Origin of the sequence: Actinoplanes lutulentus (assembly GCF_003259845.1) — a bacterium.
GTDB lineage: Bacteria > Actinomycetota > Actinomycetes > Mycobacteriales > Micromonosporaceae > Actinoplanes > Actinoplanes lutulentus.
This window is the reverse complement of sequence record NZ_QLMJ01000022.1, coordinates 89182-106245: the sequence shown is the minus strand read 5'-3', so window position 1 is coordinate 106245 and position 17064 is coordinate 89182. Positions and strand designations below refer to the sequence as shown.

Genomic DNA, 17064 nt, shown 5'->3' with positions numbered 1-17064 from the left:
TGTATCAAGGTCGAGATGCCGGCACAATCCACCGCCCGACGGGTGCCGTCACACAGCCGGATCTCAGCGGCCCGGCAATAGGATCACCAGCATGACCGTGCCCGCGGATATCGCCGCCAGCAAGCAGATCAGCCTGACCACGTACCGCAAGGACGGCACCCCGGTGGCAACCCCGGTCTGGCACGTGGCCGACGGCGACACCATCACCACCGTCTCGTCCGCCGACGCCTGGAAGGTCAAGCGCCTCCGCAGGAACGCGCAGGTAGAGATCGTCCGCTGCGACGTCCGCGGCAAGATCGACCCGGATGCCCGCCCGGTCCGCGGCACCGCCACGCTCCTGCCGCCGTCCGAGACCGAGGCCGCACGCCGCCTGCTGGAGAGCCGTTACGTCTCCGCCCGCATCGGCGGCACCCTGACCCGGCTCCTCCACATCAAGCGCCCGGCAGGGATCGGCATCGTCATCACCCTCCAGCCAGAATCCTGAACAAGCCAGAAGCCCGATCCGGCCAGGAGCCTGAACCGGCCAGGAGCCTGAATTAGCCAGGAGCCCGATCCGCCCAGGGGCCTGAACCGGCCAGGAGCGTGGTCCGGACCAGGTTTCAGGCCGGTCCGGCGAGGACGGTCTGTAGTCGCCGGGCCTCCTTTGTCAGCCGGCTGCTGCCCGGTCTCGCCGCCGTGGCGGCCAGCTCGGGAATCAGGTCGCGGGCGGCGAGATCACCCGCGACCTGGGTGGCGAGCTGCAGCAGGTCGGGCAGACCACGCGGGGCGTGCGGCAACAGCTGCGGCAGCGCCGCGAGGATCAGCTCCCACAGCGCCCCGGCCGCGCCGCCACGGTGGATGTCGGCCAGCCCGGGAACCACCCTGGTCAGCTTGAGAGTGCCGTCAGCACACAGACTCCCCAGCTCCGCACCCACTCCCGCACCGATCCCGCCGCCGCCGCCCGCAGCCGCACCGATTCCGCCGCCGGCCCCCGCCGCCGCATCGATCCGGCCCGCCCCTGCGTCCGCCGCATCGATCGGGTCCTCGCCGGCGGCCAGGATCAGGAAGGCGTCGACCGCCGAGAGCCGGTCGGTGTCGTGGCGGGCGCCCAGCACGTAAGCCACCGCCAACGTCATGGCCGGACCGATCGGGCCCGAGCACTCGGCCAGCAGCGGCAGCAGCGGCCCGACGCCGCGCTGATCCATGTCGGCGAGGGAGGCGAGCGCGGGCAGCACCCAGGCCGCCGTCACCTCCCGGTGCTGCGGCAACACCACGGCGGTGATGTCGGCGGGTGCCGAGAAGTCGTGCGGGTAGTAGACCGGCACGTTGCTGCGATCCAGGTTGACCAGCCCCGCCTCCAGCAGGGTGCCCTCTCCCCCGGCCCGTGCCTGGTCGAGCCTGGCGACGACGCGGCGGGTGACCGGCGGCCTGCCACCGTACGCATAACGCCCGTCCTTGCCGACCTGCTCGAACCGGGTGCTCACCGGGTCGGGAAGCCCGCCGCCCTTGAGCCAGTCGGCGAACTGCCGGCCCGCCACCGACGTCAGCTCCGCCGCCCGGGTCACCACCTCGGCGTCGACGTCGCGCGGCACCCGCAGCAGTGCCTGCTCGACGTCGACCGGCCACGGCTCCCGGCCCGCGGCCTCGGCCCGGAGGAGCCGTTCCAGCAGGACAGCGGCGTCCAAGCTTCCGTTCACCGCCGTGGGCGTGGCCATCAACTCGGCAACCGGCTGCGCCGCGAACCGGTCCGCCACCTCCCGGATGCGCAGCCCGAGCACGCTCCCCGGCCCGCCGCGCAGCGATTTCTGCTCACCGGCGCCGATCAGCCAGGCCTCCCGCAGCGCACCCGGCGCCGGCACGTCGTTGCTGGTGGCGGGATTGACGATGGCTCTCATCGCGTCGCCGAGCCTCGCGGTCCGCAGCAGCTGTCCATGCCAGCCGGGATCGGTCAGCTCAAAGGAATACCGCTCCAGCACCGGCCGCAACACGCCATCCAGCGGCACCCCGGCAGCGGGCAGCGCCACCAGCGCGGCCAGCACCCGCTCCCACACCACAGCGGTCTCGTCGTGCAACAGCGCCGCGATCTCGGCCGCGAGCTCGGAGGCATCACTGATAGGTGGCGGCATCGACGCGACCGGCGCGGGTGTCACCAGCACCGGCGGCATGCCGGCCACCTCAGACGGGGGCAGCACCACGCCGAACATCTCGTGGGCGCGGGCCGGCAGGTCGCCGCCGAGCCCCGCGGCCGCATCGACCAGCCTCGTGACGGTCTCCGCGTCGACCCGCGCGATGTGCCGGCCGATCAGGGTCAGCGCGCGCTCCTGCACGTCGAACGTCGGGTGCCCGAACGCCACCGCAACCGCCTCCACGACCTCCCCGACCCGGTCCGGCTCGCGGCGCGCGACTCTCTCCAGCCAGGAGAGCTGCGCCTTGACCAGGACCTTTTCGGTACGCAAAAGCACCGCCCCACTCGTCTCCAGCACCGTCTCGACATCGAGGAGCCCGGCGTCGTCGACGACCCGCAAGGCCCGCTGGCCCAACCCGGCGATCGCCGACGGCGCCTCGGTGAGAAGCCGCGCGTAATCAAGCGCTGCCGGCGCCAGCTCGTCGACCGTCGGGGCTAGCGCGTCGTGCAGCAGGGCGAACGGCCGCAACCAGGCCGGGCGGTCGCCGCGCACCAGACGGTCGACCGTGGCGGCGAGGATCCGCGCGCGATCGAGGCGGCCCTCGGCCACCAGCCGCGCGACGACACCGGGGAACCAGGGCTCCGCGGTCCACTCGCTGCCCGTCCAGTAACTCCCGGTCAGCGCGCCGCCGAGACCGTCCGTCTCGAAGACCGCGGGAAGGAGCACGTCAAGATAGGGGCTGGACCCGAACACCTCGGCCGTCGGGTGACTCCGGTTGCCCTGGCTGTCGTGCAGGTGGGTGAGCCAGCCTCGCACGAAACCCTCGGTGCGCGGGGCCAGCGACGGCGAACCGTCCAGCATGGCCGCCACGAATCCCCACTGACCGGCCCAGACGTCCCTGGCCGGCAACTTCACGGCCAGGCGCGCCCCGAGATCGGCCAGCCAGGTGATCTCACGGGCCGCGGCGATCGCCGTGACACGGGCCGCGGGCACCTCACCCCAGCCGTCGCGCATGCCACGCCGGGTGAGCATCGTGGCAGCTCGCGCCGCCGACGGCGCACAGGCGATCACGGCGAGGGCGTAACCCGAGGCGGGGTAATGATCGCGGCTCTCCCACCGGTCCTGCGCGAGGCCGCCCGGCATCCCGGAATCCAGCTCGGCGACGAACGCCAGCCGCTCGGCCTCGCTCATCGCCAGCAGGCGCGAGGTGATCTGCCCGTAGGCCGGTCGCCTCGCCAGATCGTCCAGATCCGTCCAGGTCAAACTCATGCCCGCAAACCTAATTCTTGGGTACGACATTTCCGCGCGGCCGGGAATCGATCAGGGCCGAGTTCTCGTGGTCGTCGCCGGGCCGGCGTCCCCGGCGCAGGATGAGCACGCCGGTCAGAGCGGCCACCAGCTGTCCACCCGCGATCACCGCCAGCAGCGGGGCTGATCCGGCGCCGGACAGCAGGCCGCCCGCGGCTGCGCCGGCCGCCGCGGAGGTCACCTTGATGCCCGCGCCGAGCGTGAAGACCTGGGTACGGACCTCCGGCGGGGACTCGCGGTCGCGGACCGAGAAGAGGGCCACCGTGGTCGGTCCCATCAGCAGGCCCGCGGCGGCCAGCAGCGGCCACGTGCCGGGCAGGAACACCGGTGGCAGGAACGCCACGGACATCGCCGCCGTGCAGATCAGCAACGTGCGCTCCGGATGCCGGTGCACCACCGGGATCCGGGTCGTGAGCAGCGAACCGACGAGGCTCCCGGCAGCCGTGACCGCCATGATCAGACCGGTGAGCGGCGGATCGTGGCGGGCCGTGGCGATCGCCGCGGCCGCCAGGGGCAGCGCCCCGAAGCCGAACTGGCTGATGCCGGTCGTGGCGGTCACCGCGGCGAGGCGGGGCTTGCGGATCATCACCGAGACAGCGCTGAACGGCCTGCTGATGCGCTCCGGGCGTACCCAAGAAGGGCGCATGCCCAACGGGAGGGTGAGGAAGGCCAGCGCGCCCAGCAGGGCGAACGCGCCCAGGGTGACCAGCGACCAGGCGGGGCCGGCAAAGCCGGCGACCACCGCGGCGAGGGCGGGACCGGTGATCCCGGCGACGGAGTAGGTGGTCGCGTCGTAGCCGAAGGCGCGACCGGCGTCGCCGGGGGCCAGCTCGCGGAGCAGGCTGCTCAGACCGCCGAAGAGCAGTGGCGCGACGCAGCCGCCGGTGAGGAGCAGGATCGCGGCGGCCCAGGTGACCGGGCCGACCAGCAGGGCCGCTCCGGTCAGGGACAGCGCGTAGATCACGAAGGCGGAGAGGTAGAGCGGCTTGCGACGGCGAGCGCGGTCAGCGGCGGCGCCGGCCAGAGGTGCGGCGGCCACGTGCGGAACCATCAGTGCCGCGACCAGCAGGCCGCCGACGCTGGCGCGACCGGTCTGTTCGATCGCGAGCAGGACGATCGCTACTCGGGCGCCCTCGTCGGCGAGGCGCGCGCCGATCGCGGCCAGGAGGTAACGCGTCAGGACCGGCACTGTTTATCGGGTGGGGTAGTCGATGTACGCGAACCGGGTGCCGTCCGGGGACCAGCTGTTGACGTTGATCGTGCCCTGGCCGCCGTCGAGCTCGACGATGGTCGCGGCATCCTGCCAGTCGTCGTTGTTCACCAGCCGCAGCCGGACCGGGAGGTCGGCGGGGTGACCTGTGGTGCCGGGCGGGAAGCTCAGGTAGACCGCGTGCCGGCCGTCCGGGGACAGGTGCGGGAACCAGTTGACGTGGTCGTCGGTGGTGAGCTGTTCCAGGCCGGTGCCGTCCGGGCGGATGCGGGCGATCTGCGCGTGGCCGGGCTCGCTCTCGCTGGAGAAGCGTTCGGTGTTGAAATAGATCCAGTCGCCGGCCGGGTCGTATTCCGGGCCGTCGTCGGGTCCGGCACCGGTGGTGAGCGGAGAGTCCTGGGTGCCGTCGACGCTGATCGTGCGCAGGGTGCCGGTGTGCCACTGCTCGTTCTCGATGCTGACGTAGGCGAGCGTGGTGCCGTCCGGGCTGACGCCGTGCAGGAAGTGCATCCGGCCGGGCTCGTGCGTGATCCGGCGCCCGGGCCCGCCACGCAGCGATGCCTCATAGATGTGCCCGTCGTTCGCGGACAAAAAAACCGTCTGCCCGATCGGCTTTCCGTCCGGCTTTCCGTCCGGCGCGAGGACGTGGTCATTGTTCAGCTCGGGTACGCCGTCAAGCGTGATCAGCTCAGGATTGCCGGAGCCGTCGGCGGGCAGGCTCCAGAGCAGGCCGTCGCCGTTGAGGATGAGCTGGTCGTCGGCGGTCCAGTTCGGCGCTTCGTAGAGGATCGTGTCGCTGGTGTGCACGATGATGTCGGCGCCGGTGGCGATCTCGTAGACCCGGATCCGGCACTGCTGCCCGTCGGCGAGAGTTCGTGCGAAGGCCAAGATTGCTCCCACATGCAGTAACGACATTCCGGGTTTGACAGCTGCCACCACGCTGAATTCAGCTGGACTGGTCAGCCGGACAAGAACGGAATCTTGGATGCTCGACAGTCTCTCGCACGAACCTAACTGGATCATCGTAACTTTCGTGGGGGCACTGCTGGGCGCGTCGGTGACGTGGTGGTCGTCGCCGGTCCGGTACCTCCGCTCCCGCCGCCGGAACCGCCACCTGGTCGGGACCTGGTACGAATGCCACTACACCTTCCGGCAGGGCCAGCTCATTCTCGGGCGTGCCACGCTCACGATCCGGCCGGGTTTCCGGAACGCCCTCAAGGTGGTCGCTGAGCAGCACGAAACCCATCCGGACGGGGCGGTGACCGACCTCAGCTATGCGGGCTCGCTGCACCGGGAAGGCCAGCTCGTCCTGACACTGTCCGGCAGGTCGCACGACGAGACGCTGGTGATGCGATACCTGGAGCGGTTGCCGTCCAACCCCGCGCCGGTACCGGGGATATGGCTGTGCCGCGACCACGACGGCTTGCCGGCCGCCGGGGTGAGCGCGCTGAGCAGACGAGAACTGACCGACGAGCAGGCACACGAGGCACTCACGTCGGGGGGCGCTGCACCGGGAGCACTGCGAATCTCACTGCGCGAGGCAACGGCGGCTCCCTGAGGGCGGCGGCTTTACCTCGTTCATGGTCCGCATGCGGTGTAAGAGTCGACCCTTTGTCGCGGGGGCCCGCGTTGGCGCAAACACTGTTCTCGGTAGCGATTCCTCCGCCGATCAGCCGCAGCGGGAGGCAGTGACGCGGGTGTCCCGGGATGCCTGCTCTGGTAGATCAGGGAGGCACCTCCGCGCCTGCGCAACGCGGGTGGATGGAGAGGTGCGGAGCGCTTGCCGGACGGCGGCGTGCCGGGCGACGACGCCAGGTCTGCGGTTGTCACCTCGGACCATGAATCTGGCGACGCCAGGTCTGCGGGCACCGCCTCGGAACGAGGTTCTCGGGTGGTCTGCTCCGGTCCGGCTCGGCCTCGGTCCTCGCCCATCGCGGGAGGGGTAGGTCCGGAAGCTGGCGCTGGTCGCGTGGCTGCCGGGCCGTCGCTTTGGCACATTTCGCCGGGCGACGGCGACGGCGACGGCGACGGCGACGGCGACGGCGACGGCGACGGCGACGGACAAGCATCGCCGGCAGCCGTCGCAGAGTCTCCGTGGGCGCGATCGTGCAGCTGGCGCAGGCGCCGGGCGTGGCGTTGCGTCAAGCCCCACGAACGGTGCCGCTCGTGCTCGCGCCGGAACTCCTCGGCCGCTGGCGAATAATTGCGGCGCAGCGTCCGATCCCGGAGATGTCTCGTCGGGAACAAGGAAAGCTGAGCCATACCTCCATTGTCCGCGGCGAAACCAGAATCGACGATGTCACCCGCCCGATTTTCACATCAAGAAATGACGGAAAAATCGACTTGCCGACCCCGATCCGGCGCTTACCAGAAATTGCACAGGAATGACAGTTTTAGCGCTTTCTGCTGCGCGTCAGTAGGCCCACGGTGACTTGCCGTGCTTCAGGACTCGCACGCCGGCTTCGGCGCTTGCCGGCCACAGGGTGACCTGATACTCCAGATGATCTCCGGGTTCGCCCTCGTGGAACCTCGCCGGCCGGCGGGCCGTCTGCGCGTAAGCGACACCCTCCGTTGCGCCGTAGGCGCAGCAGGGGTACGGGATCGCGTCCTCGCCGATGCCGGTCCGGGCCGCGTCGGTGCTGGTGGACGTGGGCACGAGGATCAGCCGAACGGGGCTGGGTCGAAGCGGCCGTTGCGCTCGCGGAACTCGGTTGCGGTGCTGGGCCACAGCAGGGTCAGGCGGCCGCTGCGCGGATCCACGTACCAGCTTGTGCATCCCCCGCGCAGCCACACGGTCCGCGACGCCATGGTGTCGATGTCGCGGGTGTACGCCTCCTGCGCCCGCGCCGTCACCTCCAGCGGACCGTCGACACGGCCGAGGTGGTCCAACGCTCCGACCAGGTAGGACAGCTGGCTCTCGATCACGTGGACAGCGGAGTTGTGCCCGAGCGCCGCGTTCGGGCCGTCGAGGACGAACATGTTCGGGAACCCGTGCACCACCGTCGACGCGTGCGACACCATGCCCTGCTCCCAGGCCTGGGACAGCAGCAGCCCGTCCCGGCCGGTGATCCGGGAGGCATACGGCTGCTGCGTCGAATGGAAGCCCGTGGCGAACACCAGCACGTCGATCTCCGCGCGATGCCCGTCACGAGCGATCGCCGTCTGGCCGTCGAAACGGTCCAGCGCGCCCGCCAGGGTCACCTCGTCACGGCCCATCGCCGGGTAGAACGTGTCCGACAGCAGGATCCGCTTGCACCCGACCTCGTAATCCGGGGTCAGCCGGGCGCGCAACGAAGGGTCGGGCACCTGCGCGGCGAGATGCCCGAGCGCCCGGGAACGCAGCTCGGCCAGTGCGGCGGGCTCACGGCGGCGGGCGGCGATGCCCTGTTCGAGACCGGTGAAGGCCTCTTCGCGTACCCGAAGGATCTCCGCCGCGTCCGCGGCGGCATGTGCGTGGTCGTTGCGCGGGATGACGTACGGGTTGCTGCGCGCGAAGACCGTCAGGTGCTTGACCCGGTCGACCAGCGACGGGATGACCTGGATCGCCGACGCGCCGGTGCCGACGACGCCGACGCGGGCGCCGTCGAGGTCGACACTGTGATCCCACCGGGCGGTGTGGAATGCCGGCACCGAAATTCCGGAGATGTCGGGAATCTTGGGCTCGGTGAGCCGCCCGGCCGCCAGCACCAGGACCCGGCAGCGGAACGTTCCCCGCGTCGTGGTGACGTGCCACCGGCCCGCGGAGTAGACCGCCGCCGTCACCTCATGCCCGAACCGCAGATGCGGCGCCACTGCCGGCCGCGCGGCCAGCCCACGAAGGTACGCCTGAATCTCGTGCCCCGGCGCGAACGTCCGCGACCAGGCCGGATTGGGCGAATGGGCAAAGGCATAAAGATGCGAGGGTACGTCACACGCGACACCGGGATAGGTGTTGTCACGCCACGTCCCGCCCACGTCGGCGGCCCGTTCGAGCACCACGAACGTCTCGTCGCGACCGGACAGCTCGATGGCCGCGCCGATCCCGGCCAGTCCGGCGCCGACCACGACGACGTCAACGTCCGTCATGTCAGATCGCCCGTCATAACAGGTCGTACCGGGTGGTGCGCTGCCGTGCCGGGCGCCCCAGCTCGGCGGCGATCGTCGCGACGTCGTCCCGGGTCAGCGAAATGCCCTGCTCCTGGCCGGCCGACGGGTCGAGGACGCCGTCGATCAACAGCCCGCCGAGGTCGTCCGCCCCGCCGCGCAGCAGCTGGATAGCGACGGCGGTGCCGACTTTGGGCCACGGCGCCTGGATGTGGTTGATCCGGCCGGCCAGCACCAGTCTCGATACGGCCGTGAGCGCGCGGGTCTCGCGTACCGAAGGGCGTGAATTGACCGGGAGCGCCGCGCCTGGCGCGGGCGGGAACGGCATCGCGATGAATTCGGTGAACCCACCTGTCTTCTCCGCGATCGCGGCGAGAAGCCGCAGGTGGGCGACCTGCTGGGCGGGGGTTTCGATGTGCCCGTAGAGCATCGTCGAGGTGGACGTGAGCCCGGCCTCGTGCGCCGTGGTGATCAGCTCGACCCAGCGGGCGACGGGCATGTCGGGGCCGCCGGCGAGCCGGGTACGCACATCGTCGTCCAAGATCTTCGCCGCCGTGCCGGGAACCGAGCCCAATCCGGCGTCCCGGGCCCGTTCCAGGAACGAGCGCGGGCTGATGCCCAGCCGGGCGGCGGCGTCGGCGACCTCGGCGGGCCGGAACGCGTGCAGGTGGATCCCCGGAGCGGCGCCGGCGATGGTCCGCACCAGGTCGAGGTAACCGTCGTCGGGCGCGCCGGCGGGCAACGGGTTCTGCACGCAGACCTCGGTCGCGCCCAGGCTCGCGGCCTCGACGACGAGGTCGTGCACCAGCGACAGGTCGGCGCCGACACGTTCGGTGTTCAGGTTGCGGTTGACCACGAAGGTGACCTGGTCACCGACGAGCTCGCGGCGGACCGCGTCGGCGCGGGCGCACAGGTCCTCCAGGTCCTGGCCGTCGGCGCCGAGCAACTCCACCGCTTCGGCGTCGGTCAGGGACGTCGTCATCGGGCACTCCCGGGTTCACAGGGATCGCAGAGCAGCTCGGTCAGCTGCGGGAGGACCGGCACGATGCGTTCCAGAGCGGCGCGGTCGTCCGCTCCGAGCCGGGCGACCGCCTCGGCCAGGGCGTTCTCGCAGGCCGTGTCGTAACGGATCAGCAGGTCGGCGGCGTACGCCGAGATCTTGATGGTGACCCGCCGGCGGTCGGTGCCGTCGCGGATCAGCTCGACGAGGCCGCCGCGTTCCATGGCGCCGAGCAGGTTGCTGACCGTGGGGCGGGCGAGGCGGAGGCGTTCGGCCACCTCGACGGTGCTCAGACCGTCTTGTCCGGTGAGCGCCCGCAGCACCTCGATGTGCGCCTCGGGCAGGTCGGGCAGGCCGTCCGCGGCGCGGGTCGCGCGCAGCAGCGCACGGCGCAGCGGTCCCACCTGGCGGCCGAACTCCCCGATGATCGTCACCGCCCGAGCCTACTAGGTAGGTTCGGGACAAACCTTGTTCGCGCCGTCACCCTCCCCCGCTTCACACCCGTGAACTGCGTCAAAATGGTTATCAACGACCTGTGAATCCATGCACATCGCTGGCGTGTTACATGCTGGTAATGTGCGGCCGGGCGGCTGGCGGACCACAAATCCCGAACCGGGCGCTTCTCATTGTTCACGGGCGATCCCCGGGAAGGACACTGTTTCATGCGCGAGGAATTCACCTCGACCACGGCGTTGCTCGGCACTTATGACCCCGGTCGCGCACAGATTATCGGCGAGCAGGGATTGGCCGCCGGATTCTGGACGTCATTCGAGGTGCGAATGGGCGACATCGGTGACGATCTGATTATCACCTACATTCCGTTGCGCCGGAAAAACCGGAGGATCCGCAGCCTGAGGGCCGTCTCCTGAGCTAGTCACTTTTTTTACTATGCACCTTTTTGTATGATGCCCTGCGTGGAGTATCCGACGCTGCTGAGTCCGCTGGACCTCGGGCACACCGTGCTGCGCAACCGCGTGGTCATGGGCTCGATGCACACCAAGCTCGAAGATCGAGCCCGTGACCTGCCCAAACTCGCCGCCTACTTCGCCGAGCGGGCGCGCGGCGGCGTCGGCCTGATGGTGACCGGCGGCTATGCGCCGACCTGGCGCGGCTGGCTGGCGCCGATGGGCAGCCAGATGACCAGCAAGCGGCACGCCGACGCGCACCGGATCGTCACCGGCGCGGTCCACGAACACGACGGCAAGATCCTGCTCCAGGTCCTGCACGCGGGCCGGTACGGGTATCACCCGTTCACGCTCGGCGCCTCGGCGAAGAAGTCGCCGATCACCCCGTTCTCCCCGCGCGCCATGTCGACACGCCAGGTCGACCGCACCGCGAGCAGTTTCGCGCGCGCCGCGGCCCTGGCGAAACGAGCCGGGTACGACGGCGTCGAGATCATGGGCTCCGAGGGATACCTGATCAACCAGTTCCTCGCCGCCCGCACGAACGACCGCACCGACGCCTGGGGTGGCTCGGCCGCCAAGCGGATGCGGTTCCCCGCCGAGATCGTCCGGCGTACGCGTGACCTGGTCGGCGACGACTTCATCGTGCAGTACCGGATCAGCCTGCTCGACCTGGTCGACAACGCCCAGTCCTGGGAGGAGACGGTCGAGCTCGCCCGGGAGTTGCAGCAGGCCGGCGTCACGATCTTCAACACCGGCATCGGCTGGCACGAGGCGCGTGTCCCGACGATCGTCACGTCGGTGCCGCCCGGCGCGTTCACCTGGGTCACCGCGAAGCTGCGCGAGCACGTCACCGTACCGATCGTCGCCTCCAACCGGATCAACCGGCCGGAAGCCGCCGAACAGATCCTGGCCGCCGGCGAGGCCGACCTCATCTCGATGGCCCGCCCGCTGCTCGCCGACGCCGAGTGGGTCGCCAAGACACAGCAGGGCCGGGAACGCGAGATCATCACCTGCATCGCGTGCAATCAGGCCTGTTTGGATCACACGTTCAAGAATCAGCGGGCGTCCTGCCTGCTCAACCCGCGAGCCGGGTACGAGACGGAACTGGTCCTGTCGGTTACGCGTACCGTCAAGAAGGTGGCAGTGGCCGGCGCCGGACCCGCCGGGCTGGCGGCAGCGATCGAGCTTGCCGGACGCGGGCACCAGGTGGAGCTCTTCGAGGCGGGCGACGCGATCGGCGGGCAGTTCCGGCTGGCCGCGCGGATTCCCGGCAAGGAGGAGTTCGCGCGCACGCTCGACTACTACCGCCACATGATCGACATCCGCGGCGTGAAGCTGCATCTTGGCGTTCACGCGGGCGTGGACGATCTCGCGGGGTTCGACGAGGTGGTTCTCGCGACCGGCGTGCGGCCGCGGATCCCGGACATCCCCGGGGTTGATCACCCGAGCGTGCTCACCTATCAGCAGCTCATCAACGGAGCGCCGGCCGGTGAGCGGGTCGCGATCATCGGCGCCGGTGGCATCGGTTTTGACGTCGGTGAGTATCTGCTGCATCAGCAGGACGAGCCGCTCGACGACTGGATGCGGCGCTGGGGTGTCACCGATCCGGAGACCGTGCCCGGCGGGATCACCACCAAGGTCAAGACTGCGGCCCGGCGCCAGGTTCACCTGTTGCAGCGCAAGGAAACCGCGCTCGGCAAGGGGCTCGGGAAGACGACCGGCTGGGTGCACCGGGCGACGCTGGCCGACGCCGGTGTGACGATGCTGCGGGGCGTGTCCTATGAGCGCATCGACGACGAGGGTCTGCATCTGGGGACCGGTGTGCTTGCGGTGGACACGATCGTGCTGTGTGCGGGACAGACTTCGGTACGCGATCTTGAGGCGCCCCTGCGGGAACGCGGCGTCACCGTCCACGTGATCGGTGGTGCTGACGTGGCCGCTGAGCTGGACGCGAAGCGGGCGATCAAACAGGCGACCGAGCTGGCTGCTCGGATTTAAGCGATTTATGCGGTTCAAAGGGAAAATTATGAAATATGTGACCGTGCAAGTTGAAAACGGGATCGCTCAGGTCCGGCTCAACCGGCCCGACAAGCTGAACGCTCTCACCCTCGACACCCTCCACGAGCTGATCGCCGTGGCCCGCCGCCTGCGCCGCGACCGGACCCTGCGTGCCGTCGTGATCGCCGGCGAGGGCGACTCGTTCAGCTCCGGCCTCGACATCGTCGCCACGATGCGCAAACCCGCCCGCATCGTGCGCGCGTTCCTGCCCAACCCGTTCCTGGGCACCAACACGTTCCAGGAGGCCTGCTGGGCGTGGCGGCGCATCGAGGTCCCGGTCATCGCCGCGATCCACGGCCACTGCTACGGCGGCGGCATCCAGATCGCCCTGGCCGCCGACTTCCGGTACGCCACACCGGACTCGAAGTGGTCGGTCCTGGAAGCCAAGTGGGGCATCATCCCCGACATGACCGGCATCCGCAGCCTCACCGAGGTGGTCGGCGTCGACGTCGCGAAGAAGCTCACCATGACCGCCGACCGCATCGACGGCACCGAGGCCCAGCGCCTCGGCCTGGTCACCGAGCTCTCCGACGACCCGGTGAAAGCCGCGACCGCCTTCGCCGAGAGCCTGCTGACCCGGTCACCGGACGCCCTGGCCGCCGCGAAACGCCTGATCGACGGCGCCCTGACCAGCAGCGCCCGCCGCACGTTCGGCCGGGAACGCCGGGAACAGATCCGCCTGCTCGCCCTGCCGAACACCGGCATCCTGCGCCGCGCCGTGGTGAAGAAGAGCGAACCGGAGTTCCGCCCGAGGGCCCGTAAGATGCGTCCGTGGCACTGAGGAACGCCCTGCTGGCGGCGCTGATCGACCGGGAGTCCTCGGGCTACGACCTGGCGAAGAAGTTCTCGGTGTCGGTCGCGAACTTCTGGACGGCCACGCCGCAGCAGCTCTACCGCGAGCTGGAGAAGATGGAATCCGAGGGCCTGCTCGCGGCCCGCGTCGTCAAGCAGGACAAACGCCCCGACAAACGCATCTTCTCGGTCACCGACGCGGGCCGCGCTGCCCTGCACGCCTTCACCCGCCAGGAACCCAAACCCACCACGGTCCGCGACGAGCTTCTGGTCCAGGTCGAGGCCCTTGCGTACGCCGATGTGCCCAGCGTCCGCTCGTCGATCGAGACTCAGATCAAGCAGAGTCGCCGGCGTTTGGAGGCGTACGAACGCTCCTTGGCGGAGATCCTGGGCAGCCGCACCCAGGAGGAGTTCGTGGCGACGGGTAACCGGATCGGGCCCTATCTGACGCTGCAGCGAGGGATCAGCTTCGAGCGCGAGAACATCAGCTGGGGCGAGCTCGCCCTGACGATCCTGGAGCGCCGTTTCCCCAGCTAGATTACCGTGGAAAGCCGTGGTCCTCTGTCTGGTGGTGATCACGGCGGTGGCCGGGACCTGGGCTCTCGTCGCCCGGCGGCTGGAGCACTGGCAGGTCCGCGCACCCCTCGTCATGGTGGTGGCCGGCCTCGCGACCGGCTTCACCACGAACCTCATCGAGAACACGCTCAGCTCCACCGTCGCCCAGCACGTCGCCGAGGTCATCCTCGCGGTGCTGCTCTTCGTGGACGCCACCGAGGTACGCGGCGGCCGGCTGTTCGGGGACGAGCCCGGACTCGCCGGGCGGGCGCTGCTCGTCGCGATGCCGCTGAGTCTTGTCGCCGCGATGGCGCTCGGCGGGCTCATGCTGCCCGGCGGTCTCGGCTGGCCGGCCCTGCTGGTGATCGCGTGCGTACTCGTGCCGATCGACCTGGCGCCGGCCGAGTCGCTGATCCGCGACCACCTGGTGCCGGCCCGGGTACGCGGCGTCCTCAACGTGGAGAGTGGCTACAACGACGGCATCATCTCGCCGATCTTCGCGTTCGCGCTGATCCTGGCCGGCACGTCCTCCCCCGCCGACACCGCCGGCGAGGCGCTGTCCACGGCGCTGCCCAGCGCGGTCAAGGCGCTCGTCGCCGGGCTGGCGTTCGGCCTCGCGATCGCCTGGCTGATGAACCACACCGAACGCCTGGAGTGGACCACCCCGCAGTCACGCCGGGTCATCGTGGTGGTGGCGCCGCTGCTCACCTACACGGCCACCACGGCAGCCGGCGGCAACGGGTTCGTGGCGGCGTTCGTCTGCGGGATCGCGTTCCGGTTCCTGCGGCAGGTGGTGCCGCGGCACCGGATCAAGCAGCCCGTCCGCACCCCGGAGCTGCAGCTCCTCGAGGACGTGTCGGTGCTGTCGACCATCGCCATGTGGTTCTACCTGGGCAACGCCGCCGTGTACGTGCTGCGCGGGGGCATCCGGTGGCCGGTCGTGATCTACTGCCTCGCCGTCCTGACCGTCGTGCGGATCCTGCCGATCCTGCTCGCCCTGCTCCGGTCCGGCATGCCGTGGCGCGAACGGCTCGCCACCGGCGTGATCGGCCCGCGCGGGACCACGTCGATCGTTTTCGGACTGCTCGCCTTCAACGACCTGCCCGAAGGCGAGCTGGCCCATACGGCCCTGACCACGATGACGCTCACGGTGATCGCCAGCGTCCTGCTGCACGGCCCCGGCGCGGTGATCGCCGGCCGGGTCCGGCATTGAACGACCTGCATACGATGCGGGCGTGACCGCGAGCCGGGTAATCGCACGACAGGTCCTGCTCACCCTCGGAGCCCTGCTCACTCTCGCCGCGATCGGCGCCCTGCTGGGCGTCGTCTTCGGCCTCGACTCCGGCTGGCGTCATGTGGCGGTCACCGTCCTCATGCTGGCCGGCCTCTACGCCCCGGGAGCCGTCTGGTTCATCGGCGAGGACTCCCTCGACATCGACGGCCTGTGGATCATGCCGATGACGCTCGCGTCGGTCTGCCTGACAGCGGTCCTCCCCTTCGCCTTCAACCCGCCGGACACCGGCCAGGCGTTCGACTCACGGTTGCGAGCCTTCGGGTACGCGCTCGCGGGCATCGGATTCGGCGTGCTGTTCCTGCTCACGGCGTTGCGGATCCACCGTGACGTGCGACGCGTCCAGGTCACCGGTTCCCGGCTGCCCCCGAAACCGTGGGCCGGCCAGGGGCCGCCGCAGCGGAACACCGACGAGCCCGGCCCGCCCGACGTCGAGTTGCCGGACTCCGGCAACGTGCCCCAGCCCGCCGGCCACCACAGCGCGGACCACGACAGTGACAGCGGCGACTACGGCGATTGAGCGGCCGGTGCGGAGCGGAGCATCAGCAGGCATGCGCACGCCGCCACCAGCATGGCCGCGACCGGGAACGCCGCCTGCGGCCCGACCAGCCCGGTGAGTGGCGCGGCCACCGCTGCTCCCACCGCCATCGCCACGTAATCGGCGTGCAGCACCCACCCCGCCACCGTCCCGATGATCGGCGCCGGCGCGTCCCGCTGCACCGCGATGTCAGTGCGCACCTCGATCAGGCTGATCGCCGCCCCGGCCAGGCACAGCACCACCGACAAACCAAGAAATCCGAGGCCGAGACCGCACAGATCGAGCAGCACCGCCAAAACGGCCAGCACCACAGCAATCGCCCGCGGCGATTCACCGAACCGCGGCGCGCACACCGCCCCGGCGATCCCGCCGACGCCCAGCGCGACGAACGCCAGCCCGTACCGATCGCCGGCCGCGACCATCACCAGCAGGACCGTGAGCAGGCCGTACACAAAGCTGCCGGCCACATCGGCGATGGCCATCGTCAGCAGCGCCGGGCGCTTGTGGAACGCGGCCAGGACGATGCGGAACGACGGCACGCCGCGCGGCACCACCCCGACCGTCCGGCGGAAGGCGGTCCGGTCGCCGATCGTCAGCAGCAGGCTCGCCGAGACCGCGAACACCGCGCCGACCAGCACGAACAGCGCCGCGTGCGCGTCGAACGACAGCAGCACCGCGACCACGAGCGGCCCCACGATGAAGCTGATCTCGGTGAGCACCGCGCGGGCCGCGTTCGCCCTGGCCAGACCGGCGATGCCGACGAGTGAGGGCAGCGACGCGGCCAGGCAGGGTCCGCTCACCACGGCGGCGGCCTGCGCGCCGGCCGCGAAGATCAGCAGGGTCCAGGCGGGCCACCCCGCGATCACCGCGGCGGCCGAGGCCGCCATCAGCGCGACACGCACGAGGTCGGCCACCACCATGAGACCCAACCGATGGGTACGGTCGGCGAGCAGGCCCGCGAGAGGTCCGGCCACGACCGCCGGCAGCACCCGGGCCGCCGTGACCGCCCCGGCGAGCGTGGCCGACTGCGACCGGGCGTAGACGATCGCGGTCAGCCCCACCGCGTACGCGGCGTCGCCCATCTGGGAGACGGCGAAACCACTCGCCAGTTTGAGCATGTCGCCGCGCGACGTCTGCCGGTCGGCAACGGTGCTGTTCATGCCCAAAAGCCTGAAGAATGCCCGGTTGGTCCGCTATCACCCGGGCAGGGTCAGGGGAA

Annotated in this window: 17 protein-coding genes; 9 read left to right on the top strand and 8 right to left on the bottom strand. The window is 70.2% G+C overall.

Annotated features, from left to right (window positions below; genetic code table 11):
* The first annotated feature begins 91 nt into the window (after window positions 1-91).
* Complete coding sequence (locus B0I29_RS36940; RefSeq protein WP_111653805.1) at window positions 92-484, top strand: PPOX class F420-dependent oxidoreductase; 393 nt, start codon at window positions 92-94, stop codon at window positions 482-484.
* Window positions 485-599: 115 nt separating this feature from the next.
* Here the strand turns inward: B0I29_RS36940 and B0I29_RS45405 are convergent, their stop codons facing one another.
* From B0I29_RS45405 to B0I29_RS36925, 3 genes are read right to left on the bottom strand one after another with little or no spacing between them, the layout of a single operon-like run.
* Window positions 600-3374, bottom strand: a complete 2775-nt coding sequence (locus B0I29_RS45405) for a DUF6493 family protein (protein WP_146617018.1) — start codon at window positions 3372-3374, stop codon at window positions 600-602.
* A 10-nt stretch (window positions 3375-3384) separates the two neighbouring features.
* The gene (locus B0I29_RS36930) at window positions 3385-4602 is read right to left on the bottom strand and encodes an MFS transporter (RefSeq protein WP_111653804.1); all 1218 of its coding nucleotides are present in this window, start codon (window positions 4600-4602) and stop codon (window positions 3385-3387) included.
* Window positions 4603-4605: 3 nt separating this feature from the next.
* Window positions 4606-5511 (bottom strand): TolB family protein, encoded by a 906-nt coding sequence (locus B0I29_RS36925; protein WP_220091530.1) that lies wholly within the window; start codon window positions 5509-5511, stop codon window positions 4606-4608.
* A 145-nt stretch (window positions 5512-5656) separates the two neighbouring features.
* On the opposite strand from B0I29_RS36925, the gene B0I29_RS36920 reads away from it, so the two are divergent.
* A complete protein-coding gene (locus tag B0I29_RS36920) occupies window positions 5657-6181 on the top strand; it encodes a hypothetical protein (RefSeq protein WP_146617017.1) in 525 nt (174 codons plus the stop codon).
* Window positions 6182-6717: 536 nt separating this feature from the next.
* Window positions 6718-7011, top strand: coding sequence for a hypothetical protein (locus tag B0I29_RS45400; RefSeq protein ID WP_181558168.1), 294 nt, complete (start codon window positions 6718-6720; stop codon window positions 7009-7011).
* 25 nt (window positions 7012-7036) lie between these two features.
* Here B0I29_RS45400 and B0I29_RS36910 read toward each other — a convergent pair whose 3' ends face one another.
* From B0I29_RS36910 to B0I29_RS36895, 4 genes are read right to left on the bottom strand one after another with little or no spacing between them, the layout of a single operon-like run.
* The gene (locus B0I29_RS36910; RefSeq protein ID WP_111653800.1) at window positions 7037-7279 is read right to left on the bottom strand and encodes a hypothetical protein; all 243 of its coding nucleotides are present in this window, start codon (window positions 7277-7279) and stop codon (window positions 7037-7039) included.
* Window positions 7280-7284: 5 nt separating this feature from the next.
* Entirely contained in the window at window positions 7285-8688 is a 1404-nt protein-coding gene (locus B0I29_RS36905) for a flavin-containing monooxygenase (RefSeq protein WP_111653799.1), read from the bottom strand.
* Between the two features lie 13 nt (window positions 8689-8701).
* On the bottom strand, window positions 8702-9688 hold the full coding sequence (locus tag B0I29_RS36900; RefSeq protein ID WP_111653798.1) for an FO synthase: 987 nt from the start codon (window positions 9686-9688) through the stop codon (window positions 8702-8704).
* A complete protein-coding gene (locus B0I29_RS36895; RefSeq protein ID WP_111653797.1) occupies window positions 9685-10140 on the bottom strand; it encodes a MarR family winged helix-turn-helix transcriptional regulator in 456 nt (151 codons plus the stop codon). The genes B0I29_RS36900 and B0I29_RS36895 overlap by 4 nt, the downstream gene beginning before the upstream one ends.
* 228 nt (window positions 10141-10368) lie before the next feature.
* On the opposite strand from B0I29_RS36895, the gene B0I29_RS36890 reads away from it, so the two are divergent.
* Genes B0I29_RS36890 through B0I29_RS36865 form a run of 6 tightly spaced genes read left to right on the top strand, consistent with a single transcriptional unit; the run spans window position 10369 to window position 15827 of the window.
* Window positions 10369-10575: a hypothetical protein gene (locus B0I29_RS36890; protein ID WP_111653796.1), complete on the top strand. Its 207-nt coding sequence runs from the start codon at window positions 10369-10371 to the stop codon at window positions 10573-10575.
* 45 nt (window positions 10576-10620) lie between these two features.
* Window positions 10621-12609, top strand: coding sequence for an NADPH-dependent 2,4-dienoyl-CoA reductase (locus tag B0I29_RS36885; protein ID WP_181558167.1), 1989 nt, complete (start codon window positions 10621-10623; stop codon window positions 12607-12609).
* Window positions 12610-12637: 28 nt separating this feature from the next.
* Complete coding sequence (locus B0I29_RS36880; RefSeq protein ID WP_111653795.1) at window positions 12638-13450, top strand: crotonase/enoyl-CoA hydratase family protein; 813 nt, start codon at window positions 12638-12640, stop codon at window positions 13448-13450.
* On the top strand, window positions 13441-13998 hold the full coding sequence (locus tag B0I29_RS36875; RefSeq protein WP_111653794.1) for a PadR family transcriptional regulator: 558 nt from the start codon (window positions 13441-13443) through the stop codon (window positions 13996-13998). Before B0I29_RS36880 ends, B0I29_RS36875 begins: the two co-directional genes overlap by 10 nt.
* Window positions 13999-14014: 16 nt before the next feature.
* A complete protein-coding gene (locus B0I29_RS36870; protein WP_111653793.1) occupies window positions 14015-15229 on the top strand; it encodes a cation:proton antiporter domain-containing protein in 1215 nt (404 codons plus the stop codon).
* Between the two features lie 22 nt (window positions 15230-15251).
* Window positions 15252-15827 carry a hypothetical protein gene (locus B0I29_RS36865; protein ID WP_111653792.1) on the top strand — a complete coding sequence of 192 codons (576 nt, stop codon included), beginning with the start codon at window positions 15252-15254 and terminating at the stop codon, window positions 15825-15827.
* On the opposite strand, the gene B0I29_RS36860 is transcribed toward B0I29_RS36865, so the two are convergent.
* A complete protein-coding gene (locus B0I29_RS36860; RefSeq protein WP_111653791.1) occupies window positions 15815-17005 on the bottom strand; it encodes an MFS transporter in 1191 nt (396 codons plus the stop codon). The genes B0I29_RS36865 and B0I29_RS36860 overlap by 13 nt on opposite strands.
* Window positions 17006-17064 lie beyond the last annotated feature (59 nt).